Annotated in this window: 16 protein-coding genes; 11 read left to right on the top strand and 5 right to left on the bottom strand. The window is 65.6% G+C overall.

Annotated elements, in window-relative coordinates; all coding sequences use genetic code 11:
• Window positions 1–2 precede the first annotated feature (2 nt).
• Window positions 3–677 (top strand): helix-turn-helix domain-containing protein, encoded by a 675-nt coding sequence (locus QX051_RS23475; RefSeq protein ID WP_315717573.1) that lies wholly within the window; start codon window positions 3–5, stop codon window positions 675–677.
• 131 nt (window positions 678–808) lie between these two features.
• The gene (locus tag QX051_RS23470; RefSeq protein WP_315756059.1) at window positions 809–2,422 is read left to right on the top strand and encodes a glycosyltransferase family 87 protein; all 1,614 of its coding nucleotides are present in this window, start codon (window positions 809–811) and stop codon (window positions 2,420–2,422) included.
• Window positions 2,423–2,428: 6 nt separating this feature from the next.
• On the opposite strand, the gene pyk is transcribed toward QX051_RS23470, so the two are convergent.
• Window positions 2,429–3,865, bottom strand: coding sequence for a pyruvate kinase (gene pyk, locus QX051_RS23465; protein WP_315736327.1), 1,437 nt, complete (start codon window positions 3,863–3,865; stop codon window positions 2,429–2,431).
• On the bottom strand, window positions 3,862–4,458 hold the full coding sequence (locus QX051_RS23460) for a DUF1036 domain-containing protein (protein ID WP_315736328.1): 597 nt from the start codon (window positions 4,456–4,458) through the stop codon (window positions 3,862–3,864). The genes pyk and QX051_RS23460 overlap by 4 nt, the downstream gene beginning before the upstream one ends.
• Window positions 4,459–4,658: 200 nt before the next feature.
• Between QX051_RS23460 and QX051_RS23455 the strand changes: the two genes are divergently transcribed.
• Both QX051_RS23455 and QX051_RS23450 read left to right on the top strand, forming a co-directional pair.
• Entirely contained in the window at window positions 4,659–4,955 is a 297-nt protein-coding gene (locus QX051_RS23455) for a DUF1244 domain-containing protein (protein ID WP_315736329.1), read from the top strand.
• A gap of 290 nt (window positions 4,956–5,245) precedes the next feature.
• Window positions 5,246–5,521, top strand: coding sequence for a DUF2312 domain-containing protein (locus tag QX051_RS23450; protein ID WP_008961835.1), 276 nt, complete (start codon window positions 5,246–5,248; stop codon window positions 5,519–5,521).
• 155 nt (window positions 5,522–5,676) lie between these two features.
• Here the strand turns inward: QX051_RS23450 and QX051_RS23445 are convergent, their stop codons facing one another.
• From QX051_RS23445 to QX051_RS23435, 3 genes are all read right to left on the bottom strand, one after another.
• A complete protein-coding gene (locus tag QX051_RS23445; RefSeq protein WP_315777755.1) occupies window positions 5,677–7,332 on the bottom strand; it encodes a DUF882 domain-containing protein in 1,656 nt (551 codons plus the stop codon).
• A 270-nt stretch (window positions 7,333–7,602) separates the two neighbouring features.
• Complete coding sequence (locus QX051_RS23440) at window positions 7,603–9,660, bottom strand: murein L,D-transpeptidase (RefSeq protein ID WP_315777784.1); 2,058 nt, start codon at window positions 9,658–9,660, stop codon at window positions 7,603–7,605.
• 386 nt (window positions 9,661–10,046) lie between these two features.
• Window positions 10,047–11,540, bottom strand: a complete 1,494-nt coding sequence (locus QX051_RS23435; protein ID WP_315777754.1) for a sigma-54 dependent transcriptional regulator — start codon at window positions 11,538–11,540, stop codon at window positions 10,047–10,049.
• Between the two features lie 120 nt (window positions 11,541–11,660).
• Here QX051_RS23435 and QX051_RS23430 point away from each other — a divergent pair, with 120 nt between their 5' ends.
• The 7 genes from QX051_RS23430 to QX051_RS23400 all read left to right on the top strand — a co-directional run bounded on the left by QX051_RS23430 (window position 11,661) and on the right by QX051_RS23400 (window position 17,651).
• Complete coding sequence (locus QX051_RS23430; RefSeq protein WP_315777753.1) at window positions 11,661–13,655, top strand: M3 family oligoendopeptidase; 1,995 nt, start codon at window positions 11,661–11,663, stop codon at window positions 13,653–13,655.
• Window positions 13,656–13,736: 81 nt separating this feature from the next.
• Entirely contained in the window at window positions 13,737–13,961 is a 225-nt protein-coding gene (locus QX051_RS23425) for a MazE family transcriptional regulator (protein WP_015664446.1), read from the top strand.
• Window positions 13,958–14,353, top strand: coding sequence for a type II toxin-antitoxin system death-on-curing family toxin (locus QX051_RS23420; RefSeq protein ID WP_315736333.1), 396 nt, complete (start codon window positions 13,958–13,960; stop codon window positions 14,351–14,353). The genes QX051_RS23425 and QX051_RS23420 overlap by 4 nt, the downstream gene beginning before the upstream one ends.
• A 105-nt stretch (window positions 14,354–14,458) precedes the next feature.
• Entirely contained in the window at window positions 14,459–14,611 is a 153-nt protein-coding gene (locus QX051_RS23415; protein WP_315736334.1) for an aa3-type cytochrome c oxidase subunit IV, read from the top strand.
• Window positions 14,612–14,751: 140 nt separating this feature from the next.
• Window positions 14,752–15,879, top strand: coding sequence for a Re/Si-specific NAD(P)(+) transhydrogenase subunit alpha (locus QX051_RS23410; RefSeq protein ID WP_315777752.1), 1,128 nt, complete (start codon window positions 14,752–14,754; stop codon window positions 15,877–15,879).
• Between the two features lie 11 nt (window positions 15,880–15,890).
• Window positions 15,891–16,208: a proton-translocating transhydrogenase family protein gene (locus QX051_RS23405; RefSeq protein WP_284420324.1), complete on the top strand. Its 318-nt coding sequence runs from the start codon at window positions 15,891–15,893 to the stop codon at window positions 16,206–16,208.
• Window positions 16,209–16,253: 45 nt separating this feature from the next.
• Complete coding sequence (locus tag QX051_RS23400) at window positions 16,254–17,651, top strand: NAD(P)(+) transhydrogenase (Re/Si-specific) subunit beta (RefSeq protein WP_315777751.1); 1,398 nt, start codon at window positions 16,254–16,256, stop codon at window positions 17,649–17,651.

The raw sequence follows: 17,651 nt of genomic DNA, 5'->3' as shown, positions 1-17,651 counted from the left end.
CCATGGTCTATCGGCGAACCCATCAGGTCGTGAAGCGGCTCGCGGCCCGCCGCAGCGCGATCCTGGCTGCCGCCCGCGAAACCGCCGCGGAAGGCGGCATGTCTGCCGTCCAGATCGCCCCGGTGGCGATCCGGGCCAATGTCGCAGCCGGCACCGTCTATCGCTACTTTCCCTCCAAGGCGGATCTGATCTCGGAGCTGATCGCGGAAGTCTCGCGCGATGAGCTCGCCGCCGTCCGGCGCGCCGCCGATGCCGCGCCCGGTCCATCCTCGGCGCTGGCTGCCGCGGTGTCCACGGTCGCAGTGCACATCCTGTCGCAGCGCAAGCTCGCCTGGGGCATCCTGGCCGAGCCCGTCGACGTCGACGTGACGGCGTCACGGATCGCGAGCCGCCGCGAGATCGTCGGCGAGATCGCCTCACGGATCGACGCGGCCGTCCGTGCCGGCCACCTTCCGGCGCAGGACACCCAGTTGGCCGCGACCGCGCTGCTCGGCGCGCTGCACGAGGCGCTGGTGGGGCCGCTGGCGACCGAGAATCCCGACGACCCTGCCAAGCTCCGCGACACCGTTCAGGCGGTCACCCTGCTGGCGCTGCGCGCGGTCGGCGTCATGGATGCGCGTGCGCGCGGTCTCGTCGTGCAGGCCGTGCTGCCGGTCAGGAGCCTGGTCGGCGCGTAGTCCGCGCCGCCCATGCCTTACCCTTGGGACGCAAGGCCGCGCTTAAGCAAGGATTCACCCGTCGCGGCGATGGTGAGGCTGGCGTGCCGCGAGAGCACCGCCTTGCCCCACTCCAGGTGCCTCCTCAGACGATGTCGATTGCACGCAACCCTCTGGCGACGCGCCTCGTCATCGCCGGATCGGCCGCCGCCGGCGCTGTCTATGCATATCTCGCCGGCGAGGACATCAACTGGGACTGGCAGAACTATCACGACTATGCCGGCTTCGCGCTGCTGCATGGCCGCTTCGACATCGACGTCGCGCCTGGCGGCTTTCAGAGCTTCCTCAATCCGCTGATCTACCTGCTGCCTTACGCGGTCCGCCACGGGCTCGATGCGCCGTGGTGGGGCGTCGCGCTGGGCGCGCTGCACGGCCTCAATCTCGCGCTGGTCTATTGGGTTGCGCGCGTGCTGCTCCGGCGCGCGGCTGACGCGTTCACGCTCAGCGCCGCGCTCATCATCGCCGCCCTCAGTCCGATGGCGCTGTCCGAGGTCGGCACCAGCTTCGCCGACATTCTCACGACCATTCCGATCCTCGCCGGCATCGCGCTGATCTTCGGGGAGGATGATGAGCGCGGCCGCCGTTTCGTCGCCGCGGGCCTGCTGATCGGCGCGGCCACGGGATTGAAGCTCACCAATGCGACGTTTCTGGTCGGAGCGGGCGTGTCGCTGCTGCTGGTGGCGCGGCCGTGGCGCGCGATCGTCGCATTCGGCGCGGGCAGTTCGGCCGGCGTGATTGTGACCGCGGGGCCGTGGGCGCTGAAGATGGCGCGCGAATACGGCAGCCCGCTGTTTCCGTTCTACAACACGATCTTCCGTTCGCCCGAAGCGCCGCAGGCCTCGATCGTCGATACGCGCTTCATGCCGCAGGGACTGCTCGATGCGCTCGCCTATCCGTTCTACTGGGTGATCGGCAAGCATCCCTCGTCGGAATGGCCGTTCCGCGATCCGCGTCTCGCCGTCGTGATCGTGCTGCTCATCGCGCTGATCGTCACCGGCCTGTGGCAGCGGCGTGAAGTGTTGGCGCTGCGCGACCGGCGCCTCCTGATCTTCTTCTGGCTCAGCTACGTCCTGTGGGTGCTGGCCTTCTCGATCCAGCGCTATCTGATGCCGCTCGAGCTGTTGTCGGCGCCGCTGATCGTGCTGCTGCTCATCCGCCTGGTCGATGCTTGGCGTGCAGACGCTGGGCCGGTCGCGTCACCATCGCGGCGGATGACGCAGGCCGTCACGGTGATGGCCGCGCTCGGCATCGCGCTGGCGTCGCAGCCGACCGACTGGATGCGGCGGCCATGGTCCGATCCCTACCGGCCGCAGCTCGCGGCGGACCTGCAGCGTCCCGCGACGTTCCTGCTGCTGCAGAAGCCGCTCGGCTACGTCACGTCGTTCCTGCCACAGGGCTCGCGCGTCTATCAGTTGTCGGAGCTCGTGGTGCCGATCGTGCCCGGCGGCGTGCTGGACCGCCGGGTTCGCAACGGCCTGGCCAATCCGCTGCCGGGAGGCGTGTGGGCGCTGTATTTCTCCAAGAGCCCGGCCGACAACCCGCCGCGGCTCGAGGTGCTTGCGGACTATGATCTCCAGATCGATGCGTCGCGCGGCTGCGAGCGCATCCCCGGCGCCGCCGGCATTGCCATCGAGGCCTGTCCGGTGATCGCGCGGGCCAAGCCCCCGTCCACGGCCGGACTGGGCGCGATCGATAGGACCCAATAGGTCGTCTCAGATATGGGCGTCGCTCGACGGCCCGACATAGGCGATGCGCACCATGTTCGTGGTGCCGGGTGTGCCGAGCGGCACGCCGGCGACGATGATGACGCGCTGTCCGGCGCGGACGAAGCCGTCGCGGAAGGCAATCGAGCCGGCGCGCTCGACCATGTCGTCCTGGTCGCGCGCGTCCTCGGCCACCACGCAGTGCACGCCCCACACGACCGACAGGCGGCGTCCGGTTGCCAGGTTCGGGGTGATCGCGACCACCGGCGGCTTCGGCCGCTCGCGCGCGACGCGGATCGCGGTGGAGCCGGACGAGGTCCAGCAGATGATCGTAGGAAGATCGAGATTTTCGGCGATCCGGCGTGCGGCTTCGGCGATCGCATCGCCCGCGGTCGATTCCGGCTCGGGGCGCTGCGCCGCGATCACCGAGCGATAGACCACGTCGCGCTCGACCTCCTCGCCAATGCGGTTCATGGTCGAGACCGCCTCGACCGGGTATTTGCCGGCGGCCGACTCGGCCGACAGCATGATCGCGTCGGCGCCTTCATAGACCGCAGTGGCGACGTCGGAGACCTCGGCGCGCGTCGGCACCGGCGACTGGATCATCGATTCCAGCATCTGTGTCGCGACCACCACCGGCTTGCCGGCGCGGCGCGCCAGCCGCGTCATCTGCTTCTGCAGGCCGGGCACGCGCTCTAGCGGCAGCTCGACGCCAAGGTCGCCGCGCGCCACCATCAAAGCATCGGAGACGTCGACGATGTCGTTGAGCCGGTCGATCGCCTGCGGCTTCTCGATCTTCGACATCACGGCGGCGCGGCCGCGGATGATCTTCTTGGCTTCCAGCACGTCGTCGGCGCGCTGCACGAAGGACAGCGCGATCCAGTCGATGCCGATGTTCAAGGCTGCATCGAGGTCGGCGCGGTCCTTCGGCGTCATCGCCGAGACCGGCAGGTCGGTGTCCGGTAGGCTCACGCCCTTGCGGTCGGACATCTTGCCGCCGATCACGACCCGGGTGACGGCGCGGGTCGGCGAGGTCTCCTCGGCGATCAGCCGCACCTTGCCGTCATCCAGCAGCAGCGCATGTCCCGGCTGCAGGGCGGCCAGGATTTCCGGATGCGGCAGATGGACCCGCGTCGCATCGCCCGGTGTCTTGTCGGAATCGAGCACGAAGCTCTGGCCGTTGTTGAGCTGAACCGGGCCGTCGGCGAAGGTGCCGAGCCTGAGCTTCGGACCCTGGAGATCGACCAGAATGCCGATCGGGCGGCCGTAGCTCGCTTCGACGCTGCGGATCGTCGTCACCAGCTCCCGCAGCTTGTCGTGCGGGGTGTGGCTCATGTTGATCCTGAATATGTCGGCCCCGGCCTCGAACAGCTTGCGAATCATCGCGCTGTCCGAGGAGGCGGGGCCGAGCGTGGCGAGGATCTTGATGCGTCGCAGCCGCCTCATGGCTTGGGTGCTTGCCCTGGCGGCAGGGCCGGTGCGGCTGCCGGCGGCGCACCTTGCGGCCCATTGGGCAGACCTGGAACGTTGCCTCCGGGTCCCAACGTACCGGGAATTCCGGGCACGCGCTGCTGCGCCGGCTGCTCATTGGCCTCCGTGAGCTGCACCGTCCAGGCGCGCTGGTCGCCGGTGTCGACCTCGAAGAAGCCGGTGCGGTCGAAGCCGCGAGCCAGGCAATTGTCGGTGCCCTTGATGGTGAATTCCTTGTCGCGCGAGCACATGAAGGCCTGTCCCGACCATTCACCGCCGCGGTCATAGTCGAGCGCGTAGATGTAATAATAGCGTGCCACCAGCGTGCCCTTGAGAAGGGTCTCGCAGCTGCGTGACGACACGTTCCACCAGCCTTCCGTGGTCCAGCCTTCAGCGTCCTTGTAGCCGAGGGCGATCCCGACCCGGCTGGAGGTGTTGTTGCAGAGCCGGAAATCGGCGGCCGCCGGAGTGGACGACAGACAGAGCGCGGCCAGCCCAAGCAGCGAAAGCAGTCCGTAGCCAGGGCGGAAGGGATTGCGATGCAGGAGAGAGGAGATTTTGGGGATCATTGCGCGACGCTATATCAACCGTTGAACGATGTCGCTGGGCTTGGCTGCGGCTGTCAACGCCATGACGATCTCGTGCGAAGCCGCTGCGATCCAGCGCCTCGCTCCTCCTGACGGCGCTGCGATATGGCCAAATCTGCGACGAAGCCTCATTATATAGCAGACATCCGTCATGGCGCGGAACAGGGAACAAAGAGATGACGATGGACAGCACCACCCGGACCGAACTCGAAGCCGCCGCCTTTCGCCGGCTCGTCGAGCATCTGCGGACCAGAACCGACGTTCAGAACATCGATCTGATGAATCTGGCGGGGTTCTGCCGCAACTGCCTCTCCAACTGGCTGAAGGACGCCGCCGACGCCCAGGGGGCGCCAATGACCAAGGACGAGAGCCGCGAGGCGGTCTATGGCATGCCTTACGAGGAATGGAAGGCGAAGTACCAGCGCGAGGCCAGCGCCGAGCAGCGCGAAGCCTTCAAGAAGGCGCATCCGGGCCACTGATTCCTAAACGAGCGCGCAGGAGACGCGCTTTACTGCCGTTCGCGCGCGAGCCCAGACTTGGCAGGGGCTTCGAAGGCGAATCGGGTCCTGCGCAGGATGGCGACGAAACACAAGTGGCGCGGCCGGCTTCTGTGGGCTTCACGCTACGCAGGCCAACAAGATGTGGGCCGCTCTGTGGATGAGGACGATGTCGCCTTGACGCGGGGCACGCCAGATTTGAGGGTCGCGGCGAACATGTAGCGCCCTTTGGCGCCTTCCTTGGACACACGAGTTCCGCTCAGGAGTATCAGATGGCCACCTCCGCCGCCGCGAAGGACGACGACTCGCCCGCGACCCGCTTTGCCGTAGACCAGCTCAAGTCGATCATCGAGCGGATCGAGCGTCTCGAGGAGGAGAAGAAGGCGATCTCCGAAGACATCAAGGATGTCTACGCCGAGAGCAAGGGCAATGGCTTCGACGTCAAGGCGCTGCGCACGATCATCCGGCTGCGCAAGCAGGACCCGAACGAGCGCCAGGAAGAGGAAAGCATCCTCGAGACCTATATGCAGGCGCTCGGAATGATCTGAGCAGCGGCCTCGATCACCTGGAGCAGACCTCGGCTGCCCCTGACGGGGCATTCGCTTTCTCCCGGTTCGCCTCGGCGCGCCGGCGGCATGCGGCCATCGACGCTGCACTCCAGCTCGTCAATGCTGAGGAGAACGACGAACCGGCTGCCGCGGCGTCAGCGCAAGGCTGCCGCGCGCATGGCGAAGGATTTGGTTTCGAGCTTGACGATCGCCGGCCCTGTGAACTGATCGTAGCTTAGTCCCGGCGTCGGCTCGGCGGTGAAGCTCATCGCCAGCGCGACCTGCGGCTTGACGAAATAGCTGCGCATCACGGTGAGATCCACGTCGCCCATTTTCGTCACGGACATCGATGACGACGCGCTCGGCGTCAGCATGATGGCCCGCATCCAGGTCGAATCGGGACCCTTGGCCGCCGAGATTCGCGTCGCCATCGTGATGGCGCCGTCCTGACCTTGGCCGTTCTTCGCGGCCGCGGGGGCGGCCTCAGGCACCGGCGCGACGCTGCGGGTCGCCGGGCGGGAGTTTCGCACCGGGATGGGGGCCGTGGAGGCGACATTGGCGCGATCGAGCGGAGAGGAGGCCGGGGGTGCGAAGGCCATGGCCTGCATCAGGCTTGCGGTCTGCTGCTGATCGATCGATGACAGCGCACGGCGCGCCGTGATCGCGGCAACCTGCTCGGGGGTGGCCTGCTTCGGCGTGCCGGGATTGTCACCCCAGAAGCCGCGCGAATTGATGATGTCGGCGACGCTCTGCGGCGCGCCGTCCCTGGATTTGCTGCCGACGGCGCTTGTCGTTTCGGACTTCGTCTCGGGCTTGGTCGCCGCGGGCTGAGCGGCAGATTGCGCATCCGCGGAGGCCAATTGCAGGGCATTGGCGATCTTGCCGCGCGTGGTGGCGGCTTTGCTGTCCACCGATCGCTCGACGGTCCGGCCGTCCTTGTCGGAGCTCTTGTCAGCCGGCTTCGCGGCGAGTGCCGCGGTCTGGACCGGCTTGGCGTCGGCCTTGCTCTCGCTCTCGCCAGACTCCTCGTCATCCTCGCTCGGACGACCGCGGAACAGCCGTGCAAACAGATTGGGGCGGCTGGACGACGCGTCATCGCCATTGCCGCGTTTCTCGATCTCGGCCTTGGCCAGCTCATAGCCCTTGAGCGGAACGCCGTTGCTCGGCACGTGAACGGTCTTGCCGTCCGGGAACACGCGGGCGAGCTGGTCAGCCGTCATCCGCGGCCAGTGCCGGATGTTGCCGGTGTCGAGGTGCACGAAGGGCGAGCCGGAAGTCGGGTAGAAGCCGACGCCGCCGCGCTGCAGGCGCAGGCCGGCGAAGCGGATCTGCTCCAGCGGCACGTTGGGAATGTAGAAATCCATCGCGTGGCCCAGCATGTGCTGGCTGTGCCGCGCCACCCCGGAATGCGCCGAGCGACGGCGCAGCATCGAGTTGGTGGCGGGCGACCGGTACGACGAGATGATCTGGATCGGCTGCTTGGCGTCGACGTCGCGATAGACCTCCCAGAGGATGTCGAACAGGCGGCGGTCCATGACCGTCTCGTCCTGGGTACGCCAGTCGCGGAGGAAGTGATTGAGCTTCTTCAGCGCGTCTTCGTCATAGCGGCCCTCGCGCTTGAAGGTGACCGTCAGGTCCTCGCCGGAATGGGTGTGGTGGAAGGAGAGGGTGTGGGTTTCATTCAGCGCCGCCGCGTCATGCACCGAGCCGGCGCCGACGAGCAGCAGCAGCGCCGCCAGCCCGCATTGGCATCCAGCCTTCCAACCCGCCCTCGTGAGCGAAACAGATTGGCGCGCGAAAACAGACAGCAAGATGCAGCCACCCCGTCGACGAGCGTTTACTCGATGACCCTCTTGCGGCCCGTCCGGCGGAAGAGAGAGGAAACGCTTACCTAAGGCGGGATGGTTAAGGGATACTGACCGACCCGCCCCCCAATTACCCTTAACATATACTCTTGAGTGTGGCGAAAAAGAGCCATCGAATCTTGGTTGATCATTGTGGTTAACCTAAAGCAAAGGCCCCGCCGATCGGCGAGGCCTTTGATCTCAAAATGGAAATTTTGACCGTGATCGGCGGCCTGATCAGCGGGTGAAGACCCGCCGGGCAGGGCGGCCGACCGGCGCCGGCGGCGTCGGCAGGCCGCCGCCGCCGAACAGGCGCTCGAAGAAGTTCGGGCCGGAGGAGAAGCTGTTGTCGCTGATGTTGACCGAGTTCGGCAGCGGCCCCTTCGGACGCGCGTAGCTCGGTTGGGCGTGAGCGACGACGTTCTCGAGATCCTTGCCGCGGTTGTTCTTCAGGATCGAGATCATGGTCGCGTCGCGGCCATAGATGTCCTTGCGGAATTGCAGCTTGCCGGCATCGTCGACGAAGGCGGTCTGGTAGGTGATGTTGACCGGGATCGGCGTCGGGAATTTCAAGTCGATCTCGCTGCGGCCGTACATGCTGCGGATGCGCTCCGGCGTGTAGCGCTCGTTCGGCATGGTGATGTTGAGCAGGACCGACGCGTACTGATCCGGATACTGCACGCGCATGCAGCCATGGCTGAAGGCGCGCTCGTCACGGGCGAACAGGTTCTTGTCCGGCGTGTCGTGCTGATAGACCAGGAACTTGTTCGGGAAGTTGAAGCGGATGCGGCCGAGCGCGTTGGCCTCGCCCGGCGGCTGCGAGATGTGGATCGAGCCGTCGCGCGCGCGCTCCAGCCGCAGGCCCATGCGGTCGAGCACGGTCGGATCCTGCTGCAACGCCGGCAGATACTCGTTGTAGATGATCGACGGCGGCACGTTCCAGGTCGGATTGACCGTGATGAACTTCATCGTCTCGCTGAGCAACGGCGTCGCATGCTGCCCCGGCTTGCCGGTCACCACGCGGGTGGTCCACACCTGCGCGCCGTGCTGCATCACCTTCAGCGTGTAGTCGGGGATGTTGAGGATCACATAAGCGTCGCCGATCGCGGGCGCTCCGAGGTCGCGCGGCAGCCAGCGCCAGCGCTCCATGTTGACGAGGACCGTATCGATCTGCTTGTCGCGCTTGGGCGTGTTGAGCGCCTTCACGGTGCGGTCGTCGAGCACTCCGGTCGGCTTGAGGTCGACGCTTTCCTGGAACTTGCGGACGGCGGCGGCGACCTTGGCGTCATAGCGGATGTCGTCGGCGTTCTCGGTGATGCCGAGCTTGGCGCGCAGCTTGGGCACGCGCGGGTCGGACATCTGCGCCTCGGCCTCCGGCGCATTCTTGCCGTGGGCAGGGGCGTATTTCAGCGGCTGGCCGTCGTCGATGATAACGGGCGCGCCGTCGCTGACGCCGCGCAGCTCGGCGAGCTTGGCCTTCAGCAGCTTGTAGAGCTTGTGCGGCGGGTTGTAGCTCTCCAGCGCCGCGGAGGCATCCTTTGCGCCGGTGACGTTGGCCAACACCTCGTTCGGATCGACCGGATGCTCGGGATATTGGATATCCGCTGAGACCTGCGACCAGTGCATGCGGCCGCTCTGCGCCTGGCGCGCGTAGTCCATCATGCTCTCGGTGAGTCTGAGATCCGCCTCCGCCAGCGCGTCCGGTGCGGAGGCTGCGGCTGCGAAATCCGGCACCGGATAGTCGCCGGGATTGAGGCCATCGGCTGCTGCATCCCTGAGACGGGCGATGACGCCCTTCGCGGCGGCTGTCAGATTGCCGCCCTGGGTCCAGATCGGCGCGTAGTCGCGGCCGGTGTAGAATTTCTCGACGGCGGCGTGTTCGGCCTTGCGGTCGAAATACCTTGTCGCCTTGCTCGCCATCAGGTCGCGCAGACGGTCGGCAACGGGCTGGTCGGCGGCGGGAACGGTGCTGGCGGCCTTGACCGGGTCTGGGACCGTCGCGGTCGCAGGGGCCGCTGCCGGCGGCGTGGCGACGGTCTTGGCGGGATCGGCCGCAGGCGCCGCGGCAGAGTCGAGCGGCTTGGTCGTCGTCTCGGGCGACTTGGCCTGGTCGGGCGACACGGTGGCGGTGGTGTCGAGTTTGAAGTCACTGGCGGTCGGCGGCGGCACGTTGGCCGGCTCGGGGAACGGGATCGCCGCATCGATGGCGAGCTCGGCCGCGCTGTTGCGGGGCGGACCGCTCTGGGCGAAAGCAGAGGTCGAGGACACCGCGAGGAAGGTCGCCGCGACAGCCATGAGCACGCGGTCATATCCGCCACGGGTGGTCACACAATCTCGCATCATCAATCCCTCGGATGATCTGTCCCGGCTGGAACAGGGGTAACAAGGTCGATCCGCCAGCTTCGGCGCGGGTACCGCCTGTGAGGATGGTTCACATCTGCACGCAATGATTCACGCCCAAACGATACTCAAGCCCCATTTCTGCGGCCAGCGCCACACGGGACAACTCACGACAAACTGACTCTTGGGAAACCCCGGCCAAACCGATCGTGCGTTTGTGCCACGCGTTATTTCCTTTGTCTGTCACCGCAAGGCAACGGTTCAGATGTTCCAGTGTTGCCAAGACTTGCGGCCTTTTTCGGACGACAGCCAAGCGCAACCATGGTGGGGATCCGAGCGGCTCAGCCGAGCGGCGGGCTTTCCGTCGTGGGGGTCTCGTCATTGGCTTCGTCGAGCTTGCGGTAGAGCGTCGAGCGTCCGATTTTGAGGCGGCGCGCCACCTCCGACATCTGGCCGCGGTAATGGGCGATGGCGAAGCGGATGATCTCATGCTCCATCTCCTCGAGCGGCCGCACCTCGCCGCTTGCGGTGAGCAGCGGCAGGAACCCGTGCGAGGGCAGAGGGGCAATGGGGACTTCACTCCCCGGCACCATCGCAGGCAGGGGAGGAACGGGCCGCTCCACGGTGAGGGCCGGCGCAGACTCCACCGGCGGTGCGTGGGTGGGAATCAGTGGAAAATCGGCCACGCCGAGCTGGTCGCTCTCGCCCATGACGACGGCGCGGTAGACCGCGTTTTCCAACTGGCGGATGTTACCGGGCCAGTCGAGCTTGGTCAGATAGGCGACGGCCTCGCCGGCGATGCCCGAAATGGCGCGGTTCTCCTCAGCCGCAAACCGCGCGAGGAAATGCCGCAACAGATGCGGGATGTCCTCGCGGCGGGTGCGCAGCGGCGGAACGGTGAGCGGCAGCACATGCAGCCGGTAGAACAGATCCTCGCGGAAGTGGCCCTCCTTGACGCGGTCAAGCAGTCTGCGATTGGTCGCCGAGATGATGCGGACGTCGACCTTGACCGGCTTGCGGCCGCCGACGGCTTCCACGGCGCCCTCCTGCAGGGCGCGCAGCAGCTTGACCTGGGCGGTGAGCGGCAGCTCCGAGACCTCATCGAGGAACAGCGTGCCGCCATGGGCTTCGACGAACTTGCCCATGTGACGCTCGGTCGCGCCGGTGAATGCGCCCTTCTCGTGACCGAACAGGATCGATTCCACCAGATTGTCCGGGATCGCGCCGCAATTGACGGCAACGAACGGTTTCGTCTTGCGCTCGCTGGTGCCGTGGATGGCGCGGGCGAACAGCTCCTTGCCGACGCCTGATTCGCCTTCGATCAGCACCGGGATCGACGAGGTCGCGGCCTTCTCGGCGATGCGCAGGATCGGCGCCATCGCCTCCGCGCGGGTGATGATGTCGGCGAAGGTCAGGCGCCCTTCGCGGCTGTGCCGGATGCGCTGCAACTCGCCCTTCAAGGCCGAGGTATTGAGCGCATTACGCAACGAGACCTGGAGCCGCTCGATGCCGACCGGCTTGACGACGAAGTCCTGCGCGCCGGCGCGCATTGCGGAGACGACGTTGTCGATGCCGCCATGCGCGGTCTGCACGATCACAGGTATCGAGATCCCCATCTCGCGCATCTTGGAGAGGACACCCATGCCGTCGAGGCCGGGCATCACGAGATCGAGCACGATGGCGTCGATGGGGCCGGCATCAGGATTCGTCAGCTTCTCGATGACGGCATCGCCGGTCTCGACGACGACCGCCTCGTAGCCGCATTTCTGCACCATGTTCTCCACCAGCCGGCGCTGGACCGGATCATCATCGGCAATCAAAATGCTGGCAGCCATGGCTTTCCTTGCACGCTACGACTATCTGTCTCGAATCGGGGCACTCTCGCCGACGCCGATTAACGCAACCTTAAACCTCGCTGATCGGGATACACGTTCGAACAACAGGTTACCCATCCGATGACCTCGCGCGCTTCTTCTGCCCTTCGCAAGCCGACCAGATCCGCCCCCCAGACCAAATCCGCCAAGACCAAATCCGCCAAGACCAAATCCAACAAGGCCAAGCCGGCCAAGAAGCCCGCGTCAAAGCCGAAGCCGGTAGAGGTCAAGGCTGCGCGCGGTGCGACGGCCAAATCATCGGCCAAACCGGCAAAGAAGGCCGTCGCGGCAAAGGCCGGCATCGGCGTGCTGCCCGAATGGAATCTCGGCGACCTCTATATGGGCATCGACGCGCCGGAGATCGCTCACGATCTCGCGAAGATGGATTCCGAATGCGTCGCGTTTGAGACCGACTACAAGGGCAAGCTCGCCGAGCATGTCGCGCGCGAGGATGGCGGCGAATGGCTCGCAGAAGCCGTGCGGCGCTACGAGGCGATCGACGATCTCGCCGGGCGGCTCGGCTCGTTCGCCGGTCTTGCGCATGCCGGCGACAGCGTCGATCCGGCGATCTCCAAATTCTACGGCGACATCTCGGAGCGGCTGACGGCGGCGTCGACGCATCTGCTGTTCTTCCCGCTCGAGCTCAACCGCATCGACGACGCCGTGATCGAGCGCGCGATGGAGACGCCCGCGCTCGGCCATTACCGGCCGTGGATCGAGGATCTGCGCAAGGACAAGCCGTATCAGCTCGAGGACCGCGTCGAGCAGCTGTTCCACGAAAAGTCGCAGACCGGATACTCGGCCTGGAACAGGTTGTTCGACCAGACCATCGCTGGCCTGCGCTTCCAGGTCGGGGCTAAGGAGCTCGCGATCGAGCCGACGTTGAACTTCCTCCAGGACCGTGACGGCGCCAAGCGCAAGGCGGCCGCCGAGGCGCTGGCAAAAACCTTCAAGGCCAATGAGCGAACCTTCGCGCTGATCACCAATACGCTCGCCAAGGACAAGGACATCTCGGACCGCTGGCGCGGTTTCCAGGATGTCGCCGACTCCCGCCACTTGAACAATCGCGTCGAGCGCGAGGTGGTCGATGCACTGGTGGCCTCGGTGCGCGCGGCCTATCCGAAGCTGTCGCATCGCTACTACCAGCTCAAGGCGCGCTGGTTCAAAAAGAAGAAGCTGGCGCATTGGGACCGCAATGCGCCGCTGCCCTTCGCCGCCAATGCCACCATTGCGTGGCCGGAGGCCAAGAGCATGGTGCTGACGGCCTATCGCGGCTTCTCGCCGGAGATGGCCGACATCGCGCAGCGCTTCTTCGACCAGAGCTGGATCGATGCGCCGGTGCGGCCCGGCAAGGCGCCGGGAGCGTTCTCGCATCCGACCACGCCGTCGGCGCATCCCTATGTGCTGATGAACTATCAGGGCAAGCCGCGTGACGTAATGACGCTCGCGCATGAGCTCGGCCACGGCGTGCACCAGGTGCTGGCGGCGAGGCAAGGCGCGCTGATGGCGCCGACGCCGCTGACCTTGGCGGAGACCGCGAGCGTGTTCGGCGAGATGCTGACGTTCAAGCGGCTGCTATCCGAGACCAAGGACGCCAGGCAGCGTCAGGCGCTGCTCGCCGGCAAGGTCGAGGACATGATCAACACCGTGGTGCGGCAGATCGCGTTCTATTCGTTCGAGCGCGCGGTGCATACCGAGCGCAAGAACGGCGAGCTGACCGCCGAGCGGCTCGGGCAGCTCTGGCTCTCGGTGCAGACCGAGAGTCTCGGCGAGGCGATCGAGATCAAGCCGGGCTACGAAAACTTCTGGATGTACATCCCGCACTTCATCCATTCGCCGTTCTACGTCTACGCCTATGCGTTCGGCGACTGCCTCGTGAACTCGCTCTATGCGGTCTACGAGCACGCCGCCGAGGGGTTTGCCGAGCGCTATCTGGCGATGCTCGCGGCCGGCGGCACCAAACATTATTCCGAACTGCTCAAGCCGTTCGGCCTGGACGCCAAGGACCCCAAATTCTGGGACGGCGGTCTCTCAGTCATCGCCGGCATGATCGACGAGCTGGAGGCGATGGGGTAGGGGCGTAAAACATTTGTTGAACGGATTGAAGAGGCGCGTTATACATTTGTATAACGCGCCTCTTTTTCGGAGCGGCCTGCTATGAAGATCGAAATCAAGAAGATCGGCAATTCCGACGGCCTGCTGTTGCCGCGCGAACTGATGCAGCGGCTCGATCTCAAACGCGGTCAGCAACTGCACATCGTCGAATTGCCCGGCGGCGGCTTCCAGGCGCTGCCCTATGATCCGGATTTCGAGCGGACGATGGAGATCGCGGACGAGATCATGGATGAGTATCGCGACACCCTGGCCGCGCTCGCCAAATGAGCGAGCAGCAGGGGCCGCTTTGGATCACCTACGAGCAGGCCGTCGCGATCCACGCCCGACAGTTGCGCCGCTTCGGCGGCGCGCCCGGGCCGCGCGACGAGGGCATGCTCCGCTCGGCCCTGGAGCGGCCCATTAACAAATGGAGCTATGAGCAGGCGACGCTTCCCGAGCTTGCCGCAGCCTATGCATTCGGACTGGCCAAGAACCACGCTTTCGTAGACGGCAATAGGCGGATCGCCTTCATGGCGATGATGACGTTTCTGCGGAGAAACGAAATCGCGTTCGCGCCCGAGCCGGCTCAGGCCACCGCCATGATCCTCGCCCTCGCTGCCGGCGAGGTCAGCGAGGCCAGCCTGACGCGCTGGATCCGTGACAATTGGCCTCGCCAATAGGGCGATCGGAAAACGCGATAAAACTGCCTTGCATGCCAGCCGTTGCCCTTGCATCGGCTTTGGGGTATGCGACCTTAACAAAGCATATTTCTCTGGGGGACCCCGATGGCAAACCATGGCGAGATCGCCTACTCGACGGCTGACGGCAACGACTATGTGGCGCATGAGGCCACCTACGAGGGCTTCATCAAGCTGGTGAAGTACGGCACGATCAGCGTCGCTCTCATCGTCATCTTGATGGCTATTTTCCTCGCTTAATGTCGCTCTCGGCCCGCCGGCATCCCCGCCGGCGGGCCTTCAGCTGACTGCCGAAGCCAAGTGCTAACTTGGCGTCATGCTGTAGCCCATGGACGTCCCGCCCTCTTAAAGCTCGCGCGCGCATTCGCGCCGGAGGCCTCATGAAGATTGCCGTCGCCAAGGAAATCGACCCGTTGGAGCCGCGGGTTGCCGCCTCTCCCGACACGGTGAAGAAGTTCAAGGCGTTGGGTGCCGAGATCGCGGTCGAGCCCGGCGCCGGCATCAAATCCGGCCTGCCGGACTCGGAATTCACGGCGGCGGGCGCAACCGTGAGCGCGGAAGCGCTCAAGGATGCCGACATCATCATCAAGGTGAAGCGGCCGGAAGCCTCCGAACTCGCCAACTACCGGCGCGGCGCCTTGGTGTTCGCGATCATGGATCCTTACGGCAATGACGCGGCGCTCAAGGCCATGGCCGATGCCGGCATTGCCTCCTTCGCGATGGAGCTGATGCCGCGCATCACCCGCGCCCAGGTGATGGACGTGCTGTCGAGCCAGGCCAACCTTGCCGGCTACCGCGCCGTGATCGAGGGCGCCGAGGCCTTCGGCCGCGCCTTCCCGATGATGATGACCGCGGCCGGCACCGTGCCGGCGACCAAGGTGTTCGTGATGGGCGTCGGCGTCGCCGGCCTGCAGGCAATCGCAACCGCGCGCCGGCTCGGCGCCATGGTCTCTGCGACCGACGTGCGGCCGGCCACCAAGGAGCAGGTGGAGAGCCTCGGCGCCAAGTTCCTGGCGGTCGAGGACGAGGAGTTCAAGAACGCCCAGACGGCCGGCGGCTACGCCAAGGAGATGTCCAAGGAGTACCAGGCCAAGCAGGCGGCGCTGACGGCGGAACACATCAAGAAGCAGGACGTCATCATCACCACGGCGCTGATTCCCGGCCGTCCGGCGCCGCGCCTCGTCACCATGGAGATGGTGAAGTCGATGCGCCCGGGCTCGGTGCTGGTCGACCTCGCGGTCGAGCGCGGCGGCAATGTCGAGGGCGTCAAGCTGGGCGAGACCGTCGAGATCGACGGCGTCAAGATCATCGGCTACGCCAATCTCGCCGGCCGGGTCGCAGCTTCCGCCTCCGGTCTCTACGCCCGCAACCTATTTTCCTTCATCGAGACGATGATCGACAAGAAGGAAAAGACACTGGCGGTCAACTGGGACGACGAACTGGTCAAGGCCACGGCTTTGACAAAGGATGGCGCCATCGTCCACCCGAACTTCCAGCCGAAGGCCTAAGGAGCAGAGCCATGGAACATGTCGTCCAAGCCGTCGACCCCTTCGTTTTCCGGCTGTCGATCTTCGTGCTGGCGGTGTTCGTCGGCTATTTCGTGGTGTGGTCGGTGACGCCGGCCCTGCACACGCCGCTGATGTCGGTGACCAACGCGATCTCCTCGGTGATCGTGGTCGGCGCGCTGCTCGCGGTTGGCGTTCCCATGCTGTCGAGCGGCAGCGGTCTGGCGCGGGCGTTCGGCTTCATCGCGCTGATCTTCGCCTGTGTGAACATCTTCGGCGGCTTCCTCGTCACCCAGCGCATGCTGGCGATGTACAAGAAGAAGTCCAAGTAACAACGCCGCACGACGCGGGATGACAGGCACAACGGGGCATCTGCAATGAACGCCAATCTGTCGGCACTCCTTTATCTCGTGGCAGGTGTGCTGTTCATCCTGTCTCTTCGCGGGCTGTCGAGTCCGGCCTCCAGCCGGCAAGGCAATTTCTTCGGCATGGCCGGCATGGCGATTGCGGTCGCCACCACGCTGGCCGGGCATCCCCCGGCAGATGCGATCGCCTGGATCCTCGTGGTCCTCGGCGTTGCGATCGGCGGCGGCATCGGTGCGGTGATCGCGCGCCGGGTGCCGATGACGTCGATGCCCGAACTCGTGGCGGCGTTCCACTCGCTGGTCGGCATGGCCGCGGTGCTGGTCGCCGCCGGCGCGTTCTTTGCGCCCGAAGCCTTCGACATCGGTACGCCCGGCAACATCCATCCGCAGAGCCTGGTCGAAATGTCGCTCGGCGTCGCCATCGGCGCGCTGACCTTCACCGGCTCGGTCATCGCCTTCCTGAAGCTCTCGGCACGGATGAGCGGCGCGCCCATCATCCTGCCGGCGCGCCACATCATCAACATTGCGCTCGCCGTTGCGCTCGTCTTCTTCGTGGTCCGTCTGGTGATGACGGGCGGCGGGTTTGACTTCCTGATGGTGACGCTGCTGGCGCTGGCGCTCGGCGTGCTCATGATCATCCCGATCGGCGGCGCCGACATGCCGGTCGTGATCTCGATGCTGAACTCCTATTCGGGCTGGGCCGCGGCGGGTATCGGCTTCACGCTCGGCAATTCGGCCTTGATCATCACCGGCGCGCTGGTCGGCTCGTCCGGTGCGATCCTGTCCTACATCATGTGCCACGCGATGAACCGGTCCTTCATCTCGGTCATCCTCGGCGGCTTCGGCGGCGAGACCGCAGCGGCCGGCGGTGGTACCGGTGAGCAGAAGCCGGCCAAGCTCGGCTCGGCTGACGACGCGGCCTTCATCATGAAGAACGCCTCGAAGGTGATCATCGTGCCCGGCTACGGCATGGCAGTGGCCCAGGCCCAGCACGCGCTGCGCGAGATGGCCGACACGCTGAAGAAGGAAGGCGTCGAGGTGAAGTACGCCATTCATCCGGTCGCGGGCCGGATGCCCGGCCACATGAACGTGCTGCTCGCCGAAGCCAACGTCCCCTATGACGAGGTGTTCGAGCTCGAGGACATCAACTCGGAATTCGCCCAGGCCGACGTCGCCTTCGTGATCGGCGCCAACGACGTCACCAACCCGGCGGCTGAGGAGGACAAGTCCTCGCCGATCTACGGCATGCCGGTGCTGCAGGTCTGGAAGGCCGGCACCGTGATGTTCATCAAGCGCTCGCTCGCCTCGGGCTATGCCGGCATCGACAATCCGCTGTTCTACCGCGACAACACGATGATGCTGCTCGGCGACGCCAAGAAGATGACCGAGAACATCGTCAAGGGCATGTAG

It is taken from the genome of Bradyrhizobium sp. SZCCHNR1053 (assembly GCF_032381235.1).
Taxonomy (GTDB): domain Bacteria; phylum Pseudomonadota; class Alphaproteobacteria; order Rhizobiales; family Xanthobacteraceae; genus Bradyrhizobium.
The sequence above is the reverse complement of the archived record's forward strand: the minus strand, read 5'-3'. Positions and strand labels throughout refer to the sequence as shown.